At 52.9% G+C, this 22,613-nt stretch carries 13 protein-coding genes; all 13 read left to right on the top strand.

Annotated elements, in window-relative coordinates; translation table 11 throughout:
* Window positions 1–279 precede the first annotated feature (279 nt).
* The gene (locus FHS90_RS08725) at window positions 280–1,368 is read left to right on the top strand and encodes an efflux RND transporter periplasmic adaptor subunit (RefSeq protein ID WP_182512754.1); all 1,089 of its coding nucleotides are present in this window, start codon (window positions 280–282) and stop codon (window positions 1,366–1,368) included.
* 26 nt (window positions 1,369–1,394) lie between these two features.
* A complete protein-coding gene (locus FHS90_RS08720) occupies window positions 1,395–4,598 on the top strand; it encodes an efflux RND transporter permease subunit (protein WP_182512753.1) in 3,204 nt (1,067 codons plus the stop codon).
* Complete coding sequence (locus FHS90_RS08715) at window positions 4,591–6,021, top strand: TolC family protein (RefSeq protein ID WP_182512752.1); 1,431 nt, start codon at window positions 4,591–4,593, stop codon at window positions 6,019–6,021. Before FHS90_RS08720 ends, FHS90_RS08715 begins: the two co-directional genes overlap by 8 nt.
* A gap of 525 nt (window positions 6,022–6,546) precedes the next feature.
* Window positions 6,547–7,671, top strand: a complete 1,125-nt coding sequence (locus tag FHS90_RS08710; protein WP_182512751.1) for a site-specific integrase — start codon at window positions 6,547–6,549, stop codon at window positions 7,669–7,671.
* Between the two features lie 22 nt (window positions 7,672–7,693).
* Window positions 7,694–8,785, top strand: a complete 1,092-nt coding sequence (locus FHS90_RS08705; RefSeq protein ID WP_182512750.1) for a hypothetical protein — start codon at window positions 7,694–7,696, stop codon at window positions 8,783–8,785.
* Window positions 8,786–9,031: 246 nt separating this feature from the next.
* On the top strand, window positions 9,032–9,328 hold the full coding sequence (locus tag FHS90_RS08700) for a helix-turn-helix domain-containing protein (RefSeq protein ID WP_182512749.1): 297 nt from the start codon (window positions 9,032–9,034) through the stop codon (window positions 9,326–9,328).
* On the top strand, window positions 9,322–10,065 hold the full coding sequence (locus FHS90_RS08695) for a helix-turn-helix domain-containing protein (RefSeq protein WP_182512748.1): 744 nt from the start codon (window positions 9,322–9,324) through the stop codon (window positions 10,063–10,065). The genes FHS90_RS08700 and FHS90_RS08695 overlap by 7 nt, the downstream gene beginning before the upstream one ends.
* A gap of 40 nt (window positions 10,066–10,105) precedes the next feature.
* Complete coding sequence (locus FHS90_RS08690) at window positions 10,106–10,714, top strand: hypothetical protein (RefSeq protein WP_182512747.1); 609 nt, start codon at window positions 10,106–10,108, stop codon at window positions 10,712–10,714.
* Between the two features lie 86 nt (window positions 10,715–10,800).
* Window positions 10,801–11,226 (top strand): hypothetical protein, encoded by a 426-nt coding sequence (locus FHS90_RS08685; protein ID WP_182512746.1) that lies wholly within the window; start codon window positions 10,801–10,803, stop codon window positions 11,224–11,226.
* A 1,648-nt stretch (window positions 11,227–12,874) separates the two neighbouring features.
* Window positions 12,875–13,222, top strand: a complete 348-nt coding sequence (locus FHS90_RS22855) for a transposase (protein WP_377047810.1) — start codon at window positions 12,875–12,877, stop codon at window positions 13,220–13,222.
* The gene (locus FHS90_RS22850) at window positions 13,183–13,539 is read left to right on the top strand and encodes a transposase (RefSeq protein ID WP_377047811.1); all 357 of its coding nucleotides are present in this window, start codon (window positions 13,183–13,185) and stop codon (window positions 13,537–13,539) included. The genes FHS90_RS22855 and FHS90_RS22850 overlap by 40 nt, the downstream gene beginning before the upstream one ends.
* Window positions 13,540–14,215: 676 nt before the next feature.
* Window positions 14,216–17,524 (top strand): RHS repeat protein, encoded by a 3,309-nt coding sequence (locus FHS90_RS08675; protein WP_182512745.1) that lies wholly within the window; start codon window positions 14,216–14,218, stop codon window positions 17,522–17,524.
* A gap of 49 nt (window positions 17,525–17,573) precedes the next feature.
* Window positions 17,574–22,613 (top strand): DUF6443 domain-containing protein, encoded by a 5,040-nt coding sequence (locus FHS90_RS22280; protein WP_220483027.1) that lies wholly within the window; start codon window positions 17,574–17,576, stop codon window positions 22,611–22,613.

Below are 22,613 nucleotides of genomic sequence, written 5' to 3'. Positions count from 1 at the left end.
CTCTTTAGGCGATTCGCCTATTCCTTCGCTTTTTTTCTTTCGTGCCGTGCCGGTTTGTTAATCATTTCGTTGCCACTTGTGGGGCGTCATGTATCGGTATGCTTTGTAAAGAAACCATAGCAACACCTGTCTCAGGTTTTCAGAAATAAGTTAAGTTATTCATCAGGCAAGTCATATTGCCTTTCCTTGTATTTACTGCACCGCGCCCTTGTGTCTACTGCTGAAAGGGCGCACCAGTATATCGTTTTACCCATTCCAAATATTTTTTAATCAAGTATCATGAAGAGAATTTTCATGCCCATGGTTTTGGGTTTGTATGTCTTGTTATGCCATACAGGCTGCGAATCCAAAAAAGAAGAAAAGGAAGAGGCCACCCAGTTTCTGGTAAGCAGTCCGCTGGTAAAGGACACCTTGATCACCAAAGAATACGTGAGTCAGATCCACGCCATCAGCCATATTGAAATCAGAGCCTTAGAGAAAGGCTACCTGCAGAAGATTTATGTAGACGAAGGGCAAACGGTAAGAAAAGGCCAGCTCATGTTTCAGATCATGCCAGCCATGTACGAGGCCGAGCTGCAGAAAGCCCAGGCTGAAGCCAGTTTCGCGGAAATTGAATACCAGAACACGAAGAAGCTGGCCTCCGGTAACGTGGTGTCTCCTAACGAACTGGCCATGGCCAAAGCCAAACTGAACAAGGCCAAGGCCGAAGTCTCCATGGCGCAGGTGCACCTGGGCTTCACCCAGATCAAAGCCCCATTTGACGGCATCATGGACCATTTCCAGGTAAGGCTGGGCAGTTTGGTGGACGAAGGCGATCTGCTCACTACCCTTTCTGACAACAGCAAGATGTGGGTGTACTTCAACGTGCCCGAGGCCGAGTACCTGGACTACAAGACCAGCCTGCAAAGCGACCACACCACCAAAGTGAAGCTGGAAATGGCCAACCACCAGGTATTTGACTACCCCGGCGAAGTACAGACCATTGAAGCCGATTTCAACAACGAGACCGGGAACATCGCCTTCCGGGCTACTTTCCCCAACCCCAAAGGGCTGCTTCGGCACGGCGAAACCGGAAATATCCTGATGGAGGTGCCTATGAAGAATGCTTTGCTCATTCCGCAGAAAGCCACTTTTGAAGTCTTAGATAAGAAGTATGTGTACGTGGTGGGCAATGACAACAAGATCAAGTCAAGGGAAATCACCGTGGCCGCTGAGCTTCCGCACATCTATGTGGTGCAGGAAGGGCTTTCCAAAGACGACAGAATCCTGCTGGAAGGCTTGCGTTTAGTGCGCGAAAACGAAAAAATACACTCAAAATACGTGGAGCCGAAGTCTGTCCTATCGCAGTTGAATTTATATGCGGAGTAGTGTAGGGGTCCTAAAAAGCAGAAGACATGTTCAGTAAATTCATAAGAAGACCGGTATTCGCGATTGTAATATCGATCATGATTGTTTTTGTGGGCGGCTTGGCCATCAAAAAGCTGCCTATCTCCCAGTTCCCGGACATTGCTCCCACCACGGTCAACATCTTCATTGCCTACCCGGGCTCCAGTGCCGATGTGCTGGTGAAGTCCACCTTGATTACCCTGGAACAAGCCATTAATGGTGTGGAGGGCATGCGGTACATCGCCTCAGATGCCACCAGTGCCGGCGAGGCAACGCTCCGGATCATCTTTGAGCCCGGCACCGACCCCAATGATGCGGTGGTGCGGGTGAAAACCAGGGTAGACCAGGTCATGCCGCTTTTGCCGGAACTGGTGCAGCGTGAAGGCGTGGTGATCTCCCCGGTGCAGCCCAGCATGCTCATGTACGTCAACCTCTATTCCAAGGAAAAGAGCATGGACGAGAAGTTCCTGTTCAACTACGCCACCGTGAAGATGATCCCCGAGATCCAGCGGATCAAAGGGGTTGCCCGGGCACAGATTCTGGGTAGCCGCCGCTACGCCATGCGCATCTGGCTGAACCCCGACCGGATGCGCGCCTACAACATCTCAGTAGAAGAAGTAATGAAGGCGTTAGGGGAGCAAAGCATCATCGGTCGCCCGGGCCGGTTAGGGCAGAGTTCTGGTATCGCGGCGCAGTCGCTGGAATACGTGCTCACCTACAAAGGCCGATATAACAAGCCGGAGGAATACAATGATGTGATCATCCGGGCGAACGCCGAAGGGGAAAGCATTCACCTGAGAGACATTGCCAAAGTGGAGCTGGGCAGTGAATTCTTTGACATCTATTCCAACCTGGACGGCCGTCCGTCGGCGGCTATTGTGTTGCGGCAGAACTACGGCAGCAACGCCAGCGAAGTGATTGCCAACGTGAAGGCGCAGCTGGAGGAGATGCGTCCGTATTTTCCGCCGGGCATGGATTATAAAATCAGCTATGACGTCTCCAAATTCCTGGATGCCTCTATTGAGCAGGTAGTGCATACCCTGCGCGACGCGTTTATTCTGGTGGCCATTGTGGTGTTCATCTTCCTGGGCGATTGGCGCTCTACCCTGATTCCCATCCTGGCGGTTCCGGTATCGTTGATTGGCGCTTTCTTTATCATTCAGTTCCTGGGCATTTCCATTAACATGGTGACGCTCTTTGCGTTGGTGCTGGCCATCGGGATTGTGGTGGATGATGCCATTGTGGTAGTGGAAGCCGTGCACGCCAAAATGGAGGAAGAGCCGCATCTCTCACCCTACAGCGCGGTGAAAAAAGTGCTGGGCGAGATCAGTGGTGCTATTATTGCGATTACCGCGGTAATGGTATCGGTATTCCTGCCTATCTCCTTCATGACGGGTCCGGTGGGTACGTTCTACCGCCAGTTCTCCATCACCATGGCCAGTTCCATTGTGATTTCGGCGCTGATTGCGCTTACCCTTACGCCAGTGCTGTGCGCTATGCTGCTGAAAAACCACCACGGGCACTCCAAGAAAAGCAATATCCTTTCTAGGGTCCTGGACCGTTTTAACCGTGGTTTTGAAAAACTAACCGGAAAATACGTGGGTTTGCTGACCTCTATTGTGAGCCGAAGATGGGTGACGTTTGGGGTGTTGATCGCCTTTGGTGCCGGTATCTTCTACGAAAACCAGATTGTGCCGTCCGGCTTTATCCCGAACGAAGACCAGAGCACCATCTACGCCATCATCCAGACACCGCCGGGCTCTACGTTGGAGAAAACGAACCAAGTGTCTCAAAAGCTTCAGAAAATCTGTGAAGAGATTGACGGCGTGGAATCAGTGTCTTCGCTGGCTGGGTACGAGATCATGACCGAAGGCCGGGGCTCCAACGCGGGGACGTGTCTGATCAACCTGAAAGACTGGTCAGACCGCAGGCACAACGTGAAAGAGATCATGGAAGAGCTGGAGGAACGATCCAAAGGACTGGGCGCGGTGATCGAGTTCTTTGAGCCGCCCGCAATCCCCGGTTTTGGTTCTTCCGGAGGTTTCTCCATGCGTCTTCTGGACAAAAACTCCGAGACCGACTACCACGAGTTCGACAAAGTGAATCAAGAGTTCATGGATAATCTGGGCAAGCGGAAAGAGCTCTCGGGCTTGTTCACCTTCTTTGCCGCCAATTATCCGCAGTACGAACTGCAGATTGACAACAACATGGCTATGCAGAAAGGAGTGTCTATTGGCAAAGCCATGGATAATCTCAACATCCTGATTGGGAGTACCTATGAGCAAGGTTTCACCAAGTTCAACCAGTTCTTCAAAGTGTACGTGCAGTCTGACCCTAAATACAGAAGACTTCCCTCTGATTTGTTGAATCTGTATGTGAAGAACGAAGCGGGCGAAATGGTGCCGTATTCGGCGTTCATGAAGCTGAAGAAGACGCAGGGGCCCAATGAGATTACCCGTTTCAACCTGTATAACTCAGCGGCCATTCAGGGGCAACCGGCCAAAGGCTATACCACCGCAGACGCCATCCAGGCCATTCAGGAAGTAGCAGCTAAGTCGTTGCCTAAAGGCTATGACATTGCCTGGGAAGGTCTTTCGTACGATGAGGCTACCCGCGGCAACGAATCCATTTACGTCTTCGCCATTGTGTTGGCGTTCGTCTACTTTGTGCTGGCCGCCCAATATGAGAGCTTTATTATTCCGTTGGCGGTGGTGTTTTCCCTGCCCGTGGGGATTTTCGGTTCCTTCCTGGTGCTCCAACTCATGGGGCTGGAGAACAACATCTACGCCCAGATCGGGCTCATCATGCTGGTGGGTCTCCTGGGTAAAAATGCCGTGTTGATTGTGGAATTTGCCGTGCTCAAGCGCCTGCAGGGAGCCACAATTCTCGATGCCGCCATTGAAGGAGCTAAAGTGCGTTTCCGGCCAATTCTGATGACTTCGTTCGCCTTTATCGCCGGTTTGATTCCGTTGGTAATCGCCACCGGGGCCGGGGCCATCGGGAATCGGACCATTGGAGCCTCCGCCATGGGCGGAATGCTGTTCGGGACTGTCTTCGGGGTCATCATCGTGCCGGGGCTGTACTTCATCTTCGGCCATCTGGCCGATGGACGTCAGCTGATCAGAAATGAAGAGGAGACCACTTTAACCGAGGACTATGTCCATTCCATTGACAATTTTCCCCAACCTGTAGACACCGAAGTAAATGTTTAAGAATAGAAGATGGAATTGGTTGGGGATAGCGCTTATCGCCCTCACCTATTCAGCCTGTAAAACCCCTGAGTTAATCCAGAAGTCAGCGAATGCGGCCATGCCCGCGAGTTATTCTAACTCGCAGGATACCACCAACACCGCGCAGGTGAAGTGGAAGGATTTCTTCACCGATCCTTACCTGACGGCCCTGATTGACACGGCCTTGCAGAACAACCAGGAGTTGAACATCACCCAACAGGAAATTGAGATCAGCAGAAACGAAGTAAGAGCCAGAAAAGGCGAATACCTGCCATCTGTGGGGCTGCGAGGAGCCGCGGGCCTGGATAAGGTGGCTCGGTTCACCAACATTGGGGCCCTGGAAGCGACCACGGACATCAAGCCGGGCAAGGAAATGCCGGAACCGCTTCAGGATTATATGGTAGGCGCGTATGCTACCTGGGAGGTGGATATCTGGCGGAAGCTGCGGAATGCCAAAAAATCGGCGGTTAGCCGGTACCTCGCCTCAGTGGAGGGCCGAAACTTTATGGTGACCAACCTGATCTCTGAGATTGCCGAGAACTACTATGAGCTGCTGGCCTTGGACAACCAACTGGCTATTGTCAAGCAGAACATAGCGCTGCAAAGCAATGTTCTGAAGATTGTCAGGCTGCAGAAAGAGGCCGCCCGGGTGACCGAGTTGCCGGTGCGCCGCTTCCAGGCCCAGGTGCTCAACACCCAAAGCCTGCAATATGACATTCAGCAGAAGATCACGGAAGCCGAGAACCGCATCAACTTCCTGATTGGCAGATTTCCGCAACCGGTGCAGAGAAACTCCCAGCCATTAGAGAACCTGACGCCTCAAGCCATTCAGGCCGGTGTTCCGGCGCAGTTGCTCGCCAACCGGCCAGACATCAAACAGGCTGAGTTGGACTTGGCAGCCTCCAAGCTGGATGTACAGGTGGCCAGAGCGCGTTTCTACCCTTCTTTAGAGATTTCGGCGGGTATTGGCTTCCAGGCGTTCAACCCAACGTTTGTGTTAAAGCCAGAGTCCTTGCTGTACTCCCTTGCCGGTGATATCACCGCGCCGCTGGTGAACAGAAACGCGATCAAGGCCGTCTATTACAGTGCCAACGCGAAGCAGATTCAGGCGGTGTACAATTATGAGCGCACCATCCTGAACGCGTACATAGAAGTAGCGAATCAGTTAGCCAAGATCAATAATCTGGAGAAAAGCTATGACCTGAAAGCCAGAGAAGTGGAAGCACTCACGCAGTCCATCGAGATTTCCAACACGCTCTTCAACTCAGCCCGGGCCGACTACATGGAAGTGCTCATGACCCAACGCGATGCGCTGGAATCCAGATTTGACCTGGTGGAAACCAAGATGCAGCAGATGCAGGCCGTAGTGAATATTTACCGGGCGCTTGGCGGCGGCTGGAAATAACAGAAAAGACCAACCAGAGTAATACCCTTCCGGTGCCAAAGAAAGCAGTCCTATGTGCAATTTGCACATGGGACTGCTTTATTTGGCACTTTTTAATTAATGGAAGGGAAGAATTAATGGAAGGGAAGTTCCTTTTAATAGTGAGTGGTTTATTACAATTTTATAACAAGTGAAATGACAATCCGGCAAGTGGAAGAAATTATTTACTGGGGAATTGAGCGTATCAAATCGTTTTGGGGACAGATGGATTTTACTTTTCTAAAATGCTGAAAAAGAAAAAAGGGGAAAAGCTGGATATTTCCTGCTTTTCCCCTCTGGTAGTCCGTAGGGGAATACAATAGGTTAAGATGTGCAAACAACTACAAGTAAAAACCTTTTTTTAAGCATTTCAAGGCACGTTTTATAGTTTTTGGTGGTAGTTGAAAATAGGTGGTAAAATAAATTATGTTACTTATTTGTTACTCATACTTCCTTTTCCTACGTTTGAGAGGTGCTAGTTGCACCTTCTGAAAATCCAATAAAACTATGGCAAAGACAAGCCCTGCCGCCGAGGCGGGGAAGGTATCCCAGACGCGCGTTATCGTGAAGGGGAAGTTGGTGAAGCTGCGCGCCCGCAGACTACCGGCGGGCGGCGAGACACTCTACCTGGACTACAACGAGGGCGGCAAGCGCCGCTACGACTTCCTGGGCCTGCACCTGATGGAAAGCCCCAAGACCTCCAGGGACCGGCAGCAGAACAGGGACAACCAGCTGCTGGCCGAGCGCATCCGCTCGGAGCGGGAGCTGCAGCTGTCAAAGAACAGCCTCATCGTGAAGGCCTCGGTCCAGAGACGGGCGGACTTCCTGGCCTACCTGGACGAGTACGTCGAGTCCTACCCCAAGAAGGACCTTCGGGTGATGGAGGCGATGGGGAAGCAGTTCAAGGCCATGCTGGGGGAGACGGGCGCGCTGCCCTTCTCGGAGGTGACCGTGCGGCTCTGCGCCAGGTTCCGCAGCCACCTGGAATCAAAGTGCACCGGCTCCACGCCCTACAACTACTTCAAGAAGTTCCGCAAGGTGCTCCGGCAGGCGGTGAAGGATGGCCTGATCGACCGCAACCCGGCCGAGGAGGTGGAGAACCGCTACGCTGAGGGAATCGAGAAGGAGGTGCTCACCACAAAGGAGATCCAACTGATGGCGAATGTTGAGTGCTACCTCCCGGAGGTGAAGCGGGCCTTCCTCTTCAGCTGCGTGACGGGCCTCAGGTTCTGCGACATCCAGGCGCTGGAGTGGAAGGGCGTCGCGGGCTCAGTGATCCGGCTCAAGCAGCAGAAGACCTCCAAGGAGGTTGTCGTTAATCTAAATAACACCGCACTCAGACTACTGGGAGAGAAACCGAAGCGTGACGGGAAGGTGTTCGAGCTGCCTTCCAGCACGACCTGCGCCAAGCACCTGCAGCGCTGGGCGAACAAGGCGGAGATAGGCAAGAAGGTGACCTGGCACTGCGCCCGGCACTCCTTCGGCACGAACCTGCTCATCTCCGGGGCTGACGTGCGCTCGGTCTCGGGTCTGCTGGGCCACTCCAGCCTGGTGGAGACGCAGAAGTACGTCCGGCTGGTGGAGTCGCTCAAGGAGAAGGCGGTGGAGAGGCTGCCCGAGATCATTTTCTAAGACTTAAAATAGCTAGCGTTATATGTGGTTGAAGGTGGATGAACTGCAGGAGCATTGGAAGAGTGATGACCCAAAGCTGATACGAGAGCTTAGGCGTGTTGCTTCTATAGCCATTGACGAAGGTAATTACTGGGCCAGGTACTCCTTGAGAGCAATCCAAGCAGAGCTGAGGACAGGCTCATACAGTGATGCGTCTTTCCTTAAGGCTTTAGAGTCTAAGTTGGAGCACCACGTTTCCTTGATGTTGGAAGCCTCCAAACAAAACCATTTCGTCCATTCATTGACAGAGGTTAGCGTCGGTAAGGTTTCCGAGGTTTTTGCCAGGGCACATCTATCTGGTGAAACTACTGCTGAGGCTTGCGAAACACTCCAGGGGCTTGAAAAGGACAACCGCTACGTATGCATGCTCTCTGAGGCGGTGCGGTTATTTACTGTCAAGCAGGTACTGGTGAAATGGTACGGGGAGATCTCTGATGGACAGCAAACCCTTGAAGGGCAGAATGGCGGTAACAATCAGATACAAGGTTTGCCCGTGATTGGAAAGGGTTCCGCAGCAGGTCAGATTCCTGAGCCTCCAAAGGTTGAGGGGAAGCAGGGAACAACCGGTTACAAAAGGAAGAGGGGTAGGCAAAGCAGAAAGGACCTAATGGGCAGGCTTCACGGTTTCCCATGGGCGTTTACCCCAGAGCCGATTACAATGCAGCAACTCTACGATTATTTCATCAGGGAAGGGCTGCTGGATAGATCCTTTCCTAAGGAAGAGTTCGACTTGCTATTCAGTGTGTCTGGCCCCTCAGCCCCCATTGCTTGGATTGGGAACCCTGGGAAGCTAGTCCATATTTTCAGGTGGCTGGGGAAGAATGTGCTTAACGAGGACGAGAAGGGCCCTCCTTTGGAGGACTACTCAAAGGAAGAGGTGGGTAGGTTCGGGTATTGGCTTCTGCCCAGGCTGATCGGGACTTTCAGGGACGGGGAAGGCAACAGTTTCCAATCAATAGCGCTCTCCCAGGCAGCTAATAAGCTCAACATCTCCTCGTCTGTAGGGAGGCCATGGATCAGTGAAATGGAGCGTTACTTCAGTGAGGCCCTAAACAAGAAGATCATATCTCTGTAACAATTAGTTCCGATAATGAAGACTGCACCCTGCGGTCTTTTTTTTGCAAAGCCATAATCAAAGACTTGTCTCCTTATCTAATAGGCCGGTGGATATAGGAACTTAATCCCACCGCATTTGGCAAGGACATAGGATTCGGCATTTGGACATAGGATTGAGATAAGGGACATAGGAATTTGCGGTGGTTTTTCATGGTCTCAAAAGGGTTGTAACATTGGGTATCAGTTAAACCTAAACCCATAACAAATGGAAAAACTACTTGAGGAGCTGTCCGCGATAAAGGACCTCCTGAACAGGCAGGCCGCCTACTACAAGCCCTTCCTGAGCGTGGCCGAGTGCGCCAGCTTCCTGGACCTCTCCGAGCACCAGGTCTACAAGCTGATCGGCGCCCGCAAGCTACGCTACAGCCGCCCGGGCGGCAAGAAGATCTACTTCGAGCGGGCCGAGTGCGAACGGTTCGCCCTCTCCAACGTCGTGCGCTCGGCCGACGAGATCGGCCTGGAGGCACAGGCCATCAACAGAAAAAAGGGGGAGAGATGGTAGACATTAAAAGACCTAGCAACAAGTCCGTGCTGCCGGCGGCGGTGCGGTTCGACGAGAGGCTCTTGGATGGGGAAAAGCTCCTCAATGCCGAGATCGTGGCTCTCTGCGGCCGGAATGGGTTTTGCTGGCCTAAAAACAAGTACTTGGCCGAACTCTACGGCAAGACCACCAAGACCATCTCCCGCGGGATCAGTAAATTGTCCAAGCTCGGCTATGTGGAGGTAAAGGTGAGCCCGCTTCCTTTCGACCGCCGGGAGATCCACCTGCTTCCCCTGCCCGGGACGCCGGAGTCTGGGGGACTGGACACACAAGTCCAGGGGGTGGGACACCCGTGTTCACAATCCTTGCCGTCACTCTATATAGGTAAAATGAATGACAATAAGAATGACAAGAGGGAAAGGGGAACCCCCGCCAGAACGGAAAAATCTAATCCAAGTTTCGCTGCCAGGTCTGTGCCCACGGTGGACCAGGTGAGGCAGGAGATGGGGCTCCTGCCGGCAGAGATGGTGAAGGACTTGGATTTGACAGCAGAGAGCCAAATGTTCCATAATTATTACCAGTCCAAAGGATGGATGGTCGGCCTAAATGAGATGCGGGATATGCATGCCGCAGTTAAAGGGTGGATTTTGAAGGCACACAGATTTAACCACAGAAAAGATGCAGATAGGAAACCTACTCAAGGAAGGTCGGTCCGCGCCAACCACGACATCCCGGATTACCAGGGGACGGGGTTCTAGCCCGCTGCACGGGATGGGGGCCGAGCAACTGCTGGCCTGCTTGGCGGACTTCCATGCCCGCCAGGCCTCCAAGGAGGAGAAGAGGAGCTGGAAAGCCGAATTCACAGTTGACGAATGGAACCGTATTCCCCTTCTCAAGGTTTGCGCCTGCTTCGCCCAGGACCTGGGGGCCCTGGAGAGATTCGGCATGCGTCCTTACCACGGCGTACTCCTGAGCGGGCCGCCCAGCGTGGGGAAGACCCATATTTTGAAACTGCTCCGGCTTTTCAGGAACGAGTGGGGACGCGACAGATCCTTTGGGTTGAAATCCGCCCAGAGCATAATGCATGATTTCGAGACCGAGGGGCCGGCTTCCATCCAGAGGACCGCCAAGACTATGTACAATGGAAGGTTCATGGAGTTCGCCTTCGACGACATCCTGTCAGAGCGCAGGGGGAGGTACTACGGCGGGCAGGAGGTGGACACCACCGCGGAGCTGGTCAACATCCGGGCCGAGCTCTTCGACTCCCACAGCCTTCTCACCCACTTCACCACCAACTACCGCCGGGACAGGCTGGAGCAGGAGTACGGGAAGCGCACCACCGAGCGCATCCTGGGCATGTGCGACCCGGTGGTGTTCCCGGCTGAATCGACCTGTCACAGGTATTAGTTTAACAATGTCTAACTCACTTAATGTTACAAATGAAAAAGAAAAAGGACCCCACTGTGGCTGTGGCCTGTAGGGTAAGCCCCCAGATGCATAGCGATCTACTCAGGGATGCGGACTCCCTGGACCTGAGTCTGGCAGAGTACGTGGCCATGACGCTCTCCCTGGGCCAGTACGGGAACACGGACCTTCAACCGGTAAAGGAAAAGTTACAAGAGGTACTCATGTATAACAATGAGTTACAGCAAAAACTGGAGGACAGCCCGTGGGTACGGGAGCCCATGGCCTCCAGCCTGCAGGCCCTCCTGCGCAACGATGAGATCATGCGTGACTTGTATGGGAGACACGGCGCCGAGCCAGTCCCCCGCCAGCTTATGGCACAGGAAGGCTTTAGGTTCAATGTCATGTCACAGGGTGTTACGGAGGGGGAGAAGAACTTTTACTTCTCGGGGAGCTACGGTTGGGCCTATGCAGACAAAAATAAAAAGTATGTTCAATTAACAAGGAGGGGTTAATTATGGAGGAAAATAATTTTATGATCGATCCCGATGATCTCTTCTTCACCGGAGAAGTAGCGGTGGGTGGTAAAAACCTCTCAATCAAATTTTTGCTGGTCCTTAGCCTCCTAATAATGGTGATGTGCCTAGTCCTATTTTTTAACCAGAGGCAGTGCCAGAAAATAAATAAAGAGAAAAAGTAATTCTAGCTTTGACTTGAGGTTTGTTACTTACTGTTACTACTTAACATGCCGTGATTAAATAGGGTCAAGTTCAAGTGGAAAGCCAAGAGAAAGGGAGGACTTACTCACAGCCGCTCCATTAAACTTGGATAAAAAAATGCTCACCTTATTTCTAGGTCATAAATTTTCAATTGCTCTTTTATTTTTTTTCTATTCTAAAACCAAAACAGGACAGTGTAGCCGGTTACCTATTGTGGTCCCTAAACGGATGTGATCTCCGTGTCCCTCCTACCGGTGCTTAAGATGGTGGATGGAGACCAAGGCGCCATGAGCCGGAAAGGCTCCGGCGGGCGTCAGAGAATGGTTAAACAGGTATGGGTGATGAGTAAATAAATACGACCTATATGAAAGTGACTCATAGAGAGTTAGTACAGGGTGTTGCAGGGGGATGTGCGTTGGGGAAACATGCCCCGTCCTATTTTTCTTGGAGCCGTGGTCGGCTGGTTGAGAATTCCATACATCCTTTTCACAGTCCTCCCGGCAGCTCTGAGTCCGACTGTTAAATTTCCTGCCGTCCATTTTGAAAAGCCGTCGGGGTACGGCGCCATTAGGGATTCCATATCAGTATGCGCACCGACTTGTGCCTTTTGCCGGCGCCTACCAGTTAACAAATAATACGGGGGCTTGGGGAAATAAGTCTTTAATTCAGTTTTCCAGTGGCACCCCGATGCCCGCTGCACCCAGTGATTACTCTTTGGCTGGAATCACATTTGGGAGCGGCAGGGGAAAGGTTTTTGCCGCCGGGCAATTTCTACCAGCCTGGTAGTTTAAATCCAGAGAAGAGGAGGATGATTGGATCCCCTCTGGCCTAGGACCGCGTCCGGCGCGTTTTCGGATGAGCCTTTCTCCTTGGGCAGCCCTTTCACCCATAACCTTCTTTCTGAATCATCTCATTTACCTTGGAAAATGAATTCTATTTTTATGATACGACCTTTAACCGTACATTCTTTATCTTATGCAAACAATAGAAGCAATTAAGCCAGGACCTAAGCCGAAAAAACAAGATGGGACACCTGATGAGAGAATACGCGTTACTCCTGCAACACAACCTAAGCACCCAGATCTGAAGCCTCACAAGTATAAGACAGGGGACTCAAAGTGAATTTCAGCTGAGTACCAGGACATATCAAATGGTTATGTCCTGGTACTCAGCTGACCTATGATTTCTAAAAATCACGATATCAGAAGCCTGAGAGCTAAATCGAATTTGTATCTCAAATAAAAATAGTCATATCCCATAAAACGGCTGCTTTGAAGATAGGCTATCCAATAATCTTTGTTATTTATCCTTTGAACATAAGACACATCTTAAGCTAAGTGAATCCCCTTCGGCTTTACATAAAAGCCGTTATAAGATTGAAAATAGTTACTAGAAGCTATTTCATAAATGGGGACCTTATTTCTTAGGAGGTTGTTAATTTGTCATGAAGTTGGCAGATAAGCGGTGGGAGGTAATAAAGGACTTGATTCTAGACGGTCCTAAACGGTCTGACGGCAAAGGCAGACCCTGGAGAGATAGGGGGGATGTACTGGAGGGGATTCTATGGATCCTGAAGACTGGGGCACAGTGGAGCCATTTACCACCCATGTATCCTCCTTACCAGACCTGCCATAGAAGATTTCAGCAGTGCAGAGAACAGGGAGTGATGCAGAAGGCGGTAGAGGCCCTGGCAAGGGACCTCCATGAAAGAGGCGGTGTGGATTTGAGCGAGTGTTTTATCGATGGCTCATTATGCATGGCCAAAAAGGGGGGCTTCTGTTGGCAAGACTAAGCGGAGTGAAGTGGACCAAGATCATGGCAGTCACTGACGCTGGTGGTACTATACTATCTGTCTTAGTCGGATCAGCATCTCCCCATGAAGTGAAGCTGGTGGAAAAGGTGCTGGAAGAGCGGTTTACCGAGCCTTCACCTAGAAAGCCCATTGGCGATAAAGCCTATGATTCTGATCCTCCGGATGAGGCTCTTCATCAGCAAGGCATTGACATGATTGCTCCCCATAGGGGCAACAGGAAAAAGAAAAAGACCCAGGATGGCAGGAAACTAAGGTGCTACAAGAGAAGATGGAAAGTGAAAAGGTCCTTCGCCTAGCTCTTCAATCACAGAAGATGTGTCACTCGATATGAGTACAAGGTGGAGAACTACAAACCATTCATTTTGCTGGCTTGCATGCTAATTCTGCTAAGATCATTTATGAGATAGCTTCTAATTATGTAGGTTGTTATTTTATTGTTTTGTAAAAAAAAATCAATATAATTTTGATATTTATTAAAAATCATTTATAGTTGTGTGATTATAAGTGATTTTATTTAAAAAATTAATGGTTGTTTGTATGGTATCCACTGATGGAGTTCCCCTAAACGTAAAAACCTACTAATACGTTCATACTGTCTTAGGCTTTCCTAAACTCCTATGCCTTACCTGAACTGTCAAAAGCCATTATAGGTGGAATGATCCAGACAGAACTAATTAAGGTTTGCCACTTGCTCCCAGGCCTAAATCACTTTAGATCATTAGGACCAATTGCTTTGAGATATCGATCGTAGCCACATACCATGATAGGCCTCTCAAAGATGATTCTACACAAACAGATACAAAACCAATAAAAACAACACCCCCTCAAATCTGAGTTTGAAAACCATAGGCTACCCCCTTGGTTGAGAGACGGCTGGGAAAAGTTGCCAAAGTTACGAGTACCTTCTACTCGCGAGGGGAATGGCAGGAATATTCAGCAGAACACTTCATATCAAATTCCCTACAATAAAATATGATATATTTATACCCCGCAACTAAAGGAAGCACCCAACGACAGTTAGCTAAAGTAAGGGAGGCAGCAAAGAGACATCTTAAAGTAATCCTAATTATAGCATCACCCTTCCTTTACAGTAAAGCTTTAGGGCAGGCTAGCGTCGGGGGGGAGGGCAAAAGCAGTGGTTACGGGGTCATAAAAACTTTCGTTCCTTCAAGTCCTGAAATGGCATCATTCCAACGGTACGGCGATGTGCCTGTGAACTACAACACCGGTGTGCCTGAAATTAAGGTCCCGCTGGGGCAAATGGTGGTAGGGAGTTTCACATGGCCTATTAGCCTCAGCTACCATTCTGGGGGGAACAAAGTGGAGGACTTTGCCTCCGTGGCAGGATTGGGGTGGACCCTAAACGCAGGCGGGTTTATCTCTGCCAAAATAATGGGAACCCCCCATACCGAAAAAGTCGAACGATTCCTTGACCTTTCCATTACGGCAAATCCATTCACGGGCCCATGCACCACGAAGGACCAAATCTACAACAATCCCCAAGACGCACAAACCGCCCTCTACTATATAGAAACTGGGAGGCTTTACAGACCAGACATCTATTACATCAATATGCCTACCCAGAGTGCAAGATTCCTTATGAATGGAACAGACGGCTATACGGTGCCGATCTCCGATAATAGGATATGGGTGGAGGATCCAGGTACTCCAGATGGGGCCTCGCCCACTTACTATTTTGTAGACACTAAGGGGAACAGATATACCTTCGGGAGGAGGGAAGCATCCATGACGGGAGGGATGATGGGAAACCCCACCTATGCCCTGACCAGGATTGACACTTACGATGGGGGAAGCCTGACTTTCGAATATGAGACAGTCTTTTATGGGTACGCCACCCAAGGAATAGAATTTAAACAAAGGGTAAATGCCTATGATTGCACCAGATGCCACCTGGAGGGAGGGCAAGAATTTAAAACGCTCATGCCTGGCCAAGCCAGCGCTACTGAGTTTTTTCTAAAGAGGATTGTCGCCTCCAATGGGCAACAGGTAAGTTTTGAATATGGTACCCGGTTGGACCACCCCTCTAACAGAAGGCTCTCAAAAGTTACATTTTATGAGGAAGTTAACGGATCGTTGGCGGAGCAATACAATATGGAACTGCTACAGGACTATTTCTCTGGCCCCAATGGCGCCAACAGGAGACTTAAGCTTTACGGGTTGAAGAAGAAGTCTGGTAGCACCAATGGTGAACTGTATTCTTTTGAGTATGACCCATTGAACCTTCCCGATAGATTGTCTACTTCCATTGATATCAGTGGATTCTACAATGGGGCTACCAATAGTTCACTGTTACCAAGCCGTTCAGAACGGCAGCCCAACCTCTCTTTTGCAAAAGCTTCTATTCTAACGAAGATGATTTACCCAACAGGGGGGAGCACCTCCTTCGCCTATGAGCTGAACACAGGTGGTTGGAGCGGACTCAGGGTAAAAGAGATTTTAGAAAGTGATTTTGGAGGTATGAATCTCAAAAAGCGCTCTTATACCTACGAGGGTGTTACCGAGAATTCACTGCTCTTTGAAAGTTTCAGCCAGTTCAGCTTCTTAGGGAGCATGCCCAGCGGATACGAGAACTCCGATATCCCGAGGGAACTACTGGAAGTATTAACCTGCACTATCTTTGAGGAGCAGTCCTCACCTGTGGTTCCCCTGCTCTCCAGTTGGTTTGATAATTCGCTGAGCTATTTCGAGGTTTCAGAATTTTATGACAGCCAAGAGGCCGACGGCAAAGGGAAGGCCGGCAAAATAGTGTATAAGTATGACACTAATCTAGAGAGATATGGGAGGACGGAATTTATCAGGTTTCCCCCTTTGCTGACAGAGAAGCATGTTTATAAATGGGAGAATAGTGCATTTGACATTGTTCAGTCTGAGGAAAGCTTTTATTCCCTGTCCCGGGACTACGGAAACCCAGGGAGTAACACGGAACCATTCTTTCAGCTGCCTTCAAACCCCAGGGAGGTCCGTCTTTTCATGAAAGAGTTGGAGATGGTTCGGCCTGATATTCAGAATACTGTGATAGGATCTCAAGACCAAGGGTTTACTTTCTCGCTTTGTTATCCCTCTGTCCTCCTCCAGCGAGACCATCGCTTAGATTTAGTGCCGATATATCTGACGAAGACGGTGTCGCGCCGCTACGAGGGGGGAGACGAGGTAGTTGTTGAGACGAACTACGGTTACGACAGCCTCCTGCTTGAGCCGGTGCGCGCCTCGCGTACCGGCAGCGATGGAGTGCTGGAGCTGGACTCTACCCTCTACACAAACTCGGACGTAACCCTAATAGGCTACTCGCCCGGGGAGCGGGCGGCGGTGGAAGGTTTAAGGGCCGCGAATGTGATCCAGCCGCTGTGGACCAGGCGTCTAAGGGATGGAACCTCAATATATGAGCGGCAGGTGTACTACAAAGCTTGGACAAACCCCAGCCAGCCTGGAATCCCCAAGTTTCTACCTCACAGGGAGATAGTGCATCCATCAGGGGGGGCAGACAAGCGAGAAATCCAAATCGTGAAATACGGTCCTAACTGGCTCCCAGAGGAGATCCTAGAGCAGGGAACCCGCCGGGTGGCCTACATTTGGGGATACAGGGGACGCCTGCAGATCGCCGAGGCCCGCAACGCTCCAGCCAGCCAAATTTTCCATGCCAATTTCGAGGAGGGCGCTGGCTGGCAGGGGACCGTGCAGTATGACACTGACCGGGCCCACACAGGACGCACCTCGGGCAGGATTGTAAACCAGAGCCTGACCGATAAACTGACCGCGCATCCGACCGACCAATCCACCGGCAGTTACAGGTGGCTCGACATTTCCCTGTCACTGCCCAAGGAGTTCACCTACTCGGTTTGGGTATATAGCGACGGGCCAGAAGCGGAGCTTTCACTTTTCATGCGCGACGCTACCGGGCGCGACATGGGAGTAGAATTCACGCATGTGGCTACGGTCTCCACCACCGACCGTGGCCAGTGGACCCTGCTGGAGGGGAGAGCGACGGTGCCGGCCGACGTGGTGCAGCTGGGCCTGCGCCTTGGCAACAAAAGGGAGGCCAACGGAGGGAATAACGTTTGGTTCGACGATGTTCGGCTGCACCCCTCGGAGGCGCAGATGACAACCTATACCCACGACCCTGGGAAGGGCATGACCAGCTCCACTGACCCTAACGGTATGCCCTCATTCTATGAGTATGATGCCTTTGGGCGCCTCTCAATAATGCGCGACGCCGAGGGCAACATAACCCATAAATACGATTACCATTTGCGCGAGCGCTAGAAGGAAGAAAACCACATAAAATCAATTAGATACCCCTCTGAAAATCTATATGCTTTTTTCCTTCCCACCGACAGCCATTGGTGCCCTTCGGCAGCCTGGCAAAACCCCTTGGACTCCCTTCTGGTTCTTATTGGCCACGCTCCTTCTGCTACTGCCGCAGGTCTCCCAGGGGCAATACCTCTACGGTCCCTCCCAGGTAAAGGCAGGGGAGACTCACACCTACACATTTACATTGCCTTGGGACTTCATGTTTATCCCTGCAGGGTTATACTCCATCTCAGGAGGGGGAACGGCTGGGGCGGAACATTATAACTACAGTGACCCGATGTGGCATAGTGTGGAGGTCCTTTGGACTGATCCGGGTGTCCATTCTGTCTACTACTATGATGTAAACACCAAGCAGGACTATGAGTTTCAGGTGACGGTAAGTTACCCCTCTTCGCCTTCCACCCCAGGCGCAAGCCAATCAAGCGCAATTTTTATCGGCTCGTTCGGCGCCTGTTCACCCGCTGTCAGCCGGCAGGGCAACAATATACCGCAGAGTGGGTTCGGTAATTACTTTGCCGGGCAGGGGAACCAACCCAGTGATGATGTGTTCTACAAATTTGTTGTGACAGCCCCCACCCTTGTGACGCTTTCCACTTGCGGTGCAGGGACGAGTCTCAATACATATTTGCACCTTCTGGACCAGTATGGTAACACCATCGCCTCCAAGGACGATAACGGTCCGGCCTGCCCAACAACACAGGCCTCACTTCGTCAGCAGCTTTCCTCTGGTGAATACTATGCGGTGGTGGAGGGTTCGGGCAACAGCGCGGGGAGCTTCAGCCTCTCAATCTCCTCTGCCCAGGCGGCCTTCCTCACGACAAGCCCCGACGTCTCCATCCTTCCCGGTGCCCCAGCCCAGTTGACTGCCTCTGGGGCCGACAGCTATACCTGGACTTCTGTCTCTGGGTTTTCGGCCACCTCTGCATCTGTCACGGTGACCCCCACAGCGACTACCACCTACACGGTCACCGGCTTTAAGAACGGATGCCCAGAGACGAAGTCCATCACCGTGTCGGCGACAAGGCAACTGCAGGAGAACGAGAACTATATCGTCTCCTACACTCTACTTAAGGAAGGGGTAATTGACACTTCTCTGATAAGTAGGCTACCGGCGAAGGACGCGCTGATGAAGGTGGATTATTTCGATGGGCTGGGCAGACCTAAGCAATCGGTCGCCGTCCAAGCTTCCCCGTCCCTTATGGACATTGTGACAACAACAACATATGATGCCTTCGGGCGGCCAAACCGGCAATACCTTCCCTATACCTCCCTGGCCACGGGGCGGCTCAGGCCGGGCGCGGTCTCAGAGCAGTCCGCCTTCTACGCCCCATCTAACCCCGATCCTCTCACCCCTAAGGACAGTGCACCGTATGCCGTGTCGGTTTACGAGGCATCCCCGCTGGGGAAATTGGAAAAACAGGGCGCTCCGGGGGGTGCCTGGCAACCCGATGGGGTGAAGGTCAAGACTAGCCAAGACCGGACGGTGAAAACGAGAGAGCAGGCTAACGGCTCCTCCGAGGTCCGGCTTTGGAAATTTGATCACACTACCAGAACCGTTTCCTCGACTGGTTTCTACGGGGCCGGGCAGCTTTACGTGACCCAGACGCGCGACGAGCATGGAACCATGACGCTGATCTACCAAGACAAACAGGGACAGGTAGTGAAGAAAAAGGTGCAGGAGTCCTACGCAGTGGCGGACACCGCCAATGACGACGGTTTCTTAGTGACCCACTATATTTACGACAATGTTGGCGACTTGCGGTTGGTGATACAGCCAGAGGGGTACCGGAGCAAGCTTCCGGCGGCGGTGAACGGGAAGATAACGCTGACGGCTACCTTCACTGGCCAGTGGTGCTTCCGCTACAATTACGACGGACTGCGCAGGTTAGTAGAGAAGCAGGTGCCGGGCGCGGGGCCCGTGGAAACCGTCTACAACCGGCTGGACCAGCCCGTGCTGCAGCGGGACGCATTGCAGGCGCAGAGAGGGCGCTGGTCCTTCACCAAGTTCGATGCGCTGGGGCGCCCCGTGATGACGGGGGAGCTGGCAGACACCACCGGAAGGGCGGGCATGCAGGCGCGGGCCGACGCCTACCCGGCGCAGGCGGGCAGGGAGAACTGGGAGGGCCCTGATTTGAACTGCCCCGCCGGCTTCACCCTGGACAGGTCCTTCCCCGCGGTGCAGGAGAATGACCTGCTGACCATCACCTACTACGACCGCTACGATTACCAGGCCCTATCTGGCAAGAGCTTCACCCCGGAGCTTGGGCTCCAGGAGTCTGATAGGAACACGCGGGTGCGCGGGCAGGTGACGGGCTCAAGGGTGCGTGTGCTGGGGAGCCGGCAGTGGCTCACCTCCGTGAACTTCTACGACAGGGACTACCGGGTCATCCAAAGCCTGGCGGACAACCACCTGGGCGGCAACGACCGCCAGACGGCCACCTACGACTTCACAGACAAGCCCCTGGAGACCCTGGCCACGCACGTGACCTCCAATAAAACCGTGGTGACGGCGGGGCGCATGGCCTACGACCACGCAGGGCGCCTCACGGAGCAGTGGCAGGGGATGGACTCTGACCCCGAGGTGCTGCTGGCCCGCCACCGCTACAACGCGCTGGGGCAATTGGCGGACAAAGGCCTGCACAGCCGCGACAGCCTGCACTTTTTGCAGAGCGTGGACTTCCGCTACAACATCAGGGGCTGGCTCACCCACATCAACAACGCCTCCCTCTCGGACGACGGGGAGCACAACGATGACGCCAACGACAGGTTCGGGATGGAGCTGCGCTACGACCGGGGGCTGGGGATGGGGCTCTCCGCGGCGCAGTTCAACGGCAACATAGCCGAGGCCGTCTGGGCCACGGGCACCGACCGCGCGCAGCGGGGCTACGCCTACGGCTACGACAGGGCCGGCCGCCTCCAGGGCGCCGAGTACCGCGCCCTGGAGGGCACCGCCTGGACAGGCGAGCGGCTGGCGGGCGGGCAGGGGCGCTTCTCGGTCACAGGGCTCACCTACGACGCCAACGGCAACATCCTGGGCATGCGGCGCAACGGCATGACCAACAAGGGGCTGACCGACCCGCAGACCACACCCCAGTACGGGCAGGTGGACAGCCTCAGGTACGCCTACGCGGGCAACCGCCTCAGGGCCGTTGACGACGCCGCCGCGGCCGCGGGGGACGCGGGGGACTTCCGCGACGGCGGCGGGAAGAACCTCGGCACCGCTGCCTGGGAGTACGGCTACGACGCCAACGGCAACATGGTGTCGGACGCCAACAAGCAGATCGGGCACGTGCGCTACAACCTGCTGAACCTGCCGGACTCCGTGCACATGGGCCCGACCAAGGGCTACATCAAATACACCTACACTGCCGACGGGCGGAAGCTCCGCAAGGAGGTGCACGATGCAACCAAGAGCTATATCCATGTGACGGACTACGCGGGCGGCTTCGTCTATGAGCGGGACACGCTCCGCTTCGCCCACACGGCAGAGGGGCGGGCGCTGCACACGCCGGGCAAAGACCATAAGTGGCGCTACGAGTACCACCTCAGGGACCACCTGGGCAGCCTCAGGGTGAGCGTGGCCGAGGCGCAGACGACCACCATGGCGGCCACCATGGAGCCGAGCCAGGCCGGGCGGGAGGAGGAGTCCTTCACGCAGGTGGCCGAGACGCGGCACCTGGACAGGGCTAGGGCCTTCTCGGGGAGCCACGCGGCGCTGCTGGGCCCGAACGGGCGGCGGCTGGGGCCAACGGCCAGGGTGGCGCTGCAGGCGGGCGACAGCCTCAGGGCGGTGGCCCGCGCCATGTACGCCAAGGAGGAGGACGGAAAGAGCGTATTGGCACAGGTCGCCCCTGTGGTGATAGCCGGATTGGGCGGGGCGGGCACCGCGGCCGTAACAGGAGACGGAGCCCAGCCGCAGGCGAAAAAGTATGCGCCGTACCTGGGGGCGGGCATCGCGATAGCCCCGCTGCTGAGGGGGGGCAACAAAAAGGGCCCCAAGGCGTTCCTGGTGTACAGCGTGTACAGGAGGGACTCCACCCTCGTTACCACGGGCCACAGGCCGGTGACGGAGGCGGCGAAGGGGGGCTGGGAGGAACTCAAAATTGGTTACCTTGCCGAGGAGGACGGCTTCGCGGAGGTCTCAGTGGTGAGCTATGAGCCCATGGGCCTGTGGTTCGACGACATCGAGGTGACGGCGAGTGAGCCGGAACTGGTGCAGGAGAACCACTACGACCCGTGGGGGCTCAACCTGGCCGGCATAGAGAGGCAGGGGAACCCGGACCACAGGTTCCAGTACAACGGGAAAGAAAAACAGGAAGAATTAGGATTAAATTGGCTCGATTACGGGGCCAGGATGTACGACGCGCAGATAGGGAGGTTCCACACCCAAGACAGGTTCGCCGAGAAGTACATGGATAACACACCCTACCACTACACGCTAAATAATCCAATCAAGTATATTGATGTCAATGGTGATTCGGTCGTAGTCAATGGCTCTGAGGAATTCAAAAAACAGTATAATTTAGATAGGGCAAACCTTGCTCAAACAAAAGAAGGAGCAGCTATGCTTCAATTTCTAGAAAAGGATTGTAATTGTCTTGTAGTGGTGTCGGAAGCTAGTAGTATATTAGGTAGTTTAAAGGAGCTTGTAGGCATGGACGGAAGTACAGACCACGTATTAGCGTCAGGGACAAATCAAAAAATTTCTGGAGGAATTATTACTTTAGAATATTCCCAAATTAATGGTGCAGATATAGGAGGAGTGGAATCTAAGTCACACTTCACCTTATCCCATGAACTTCGACATGCAAAAGATTTTGCAGATGGAACAGTTGCAAAAGATCAAAAAGAAAACAATCCTTCTACTGTTCGTGAGAAAGGTGAAAGGAGAGCTGTAGAAACAGAAAATAGAACACGAGTAGCATTTGGAGAGAAGAAAATAAGAACAGATTATGGCAGCAAAAGAATTATTCCTGCTGGGGCTACACGAAAGACCTATGATACAGGAGAAAGAGTGAAAGAGATAAAACGTAAGCGCTAG

The sequence above is a fragment of the Rufibacter ruber genome (assembly GCF_014138425.1).
GTDB classification, from domain to species: domain Bacteria; phylum Bacteroidota; class Bacteroidia; order Cytophagales; family Hymenobacteraceae; genus Nibribacter; species Nibribacter ruber_C.
The sequence above is the reverse complement of the archived record's forward strand: the minus strand, read 5'-3'. Positions and strand labels throughout refer to the sequence as shown.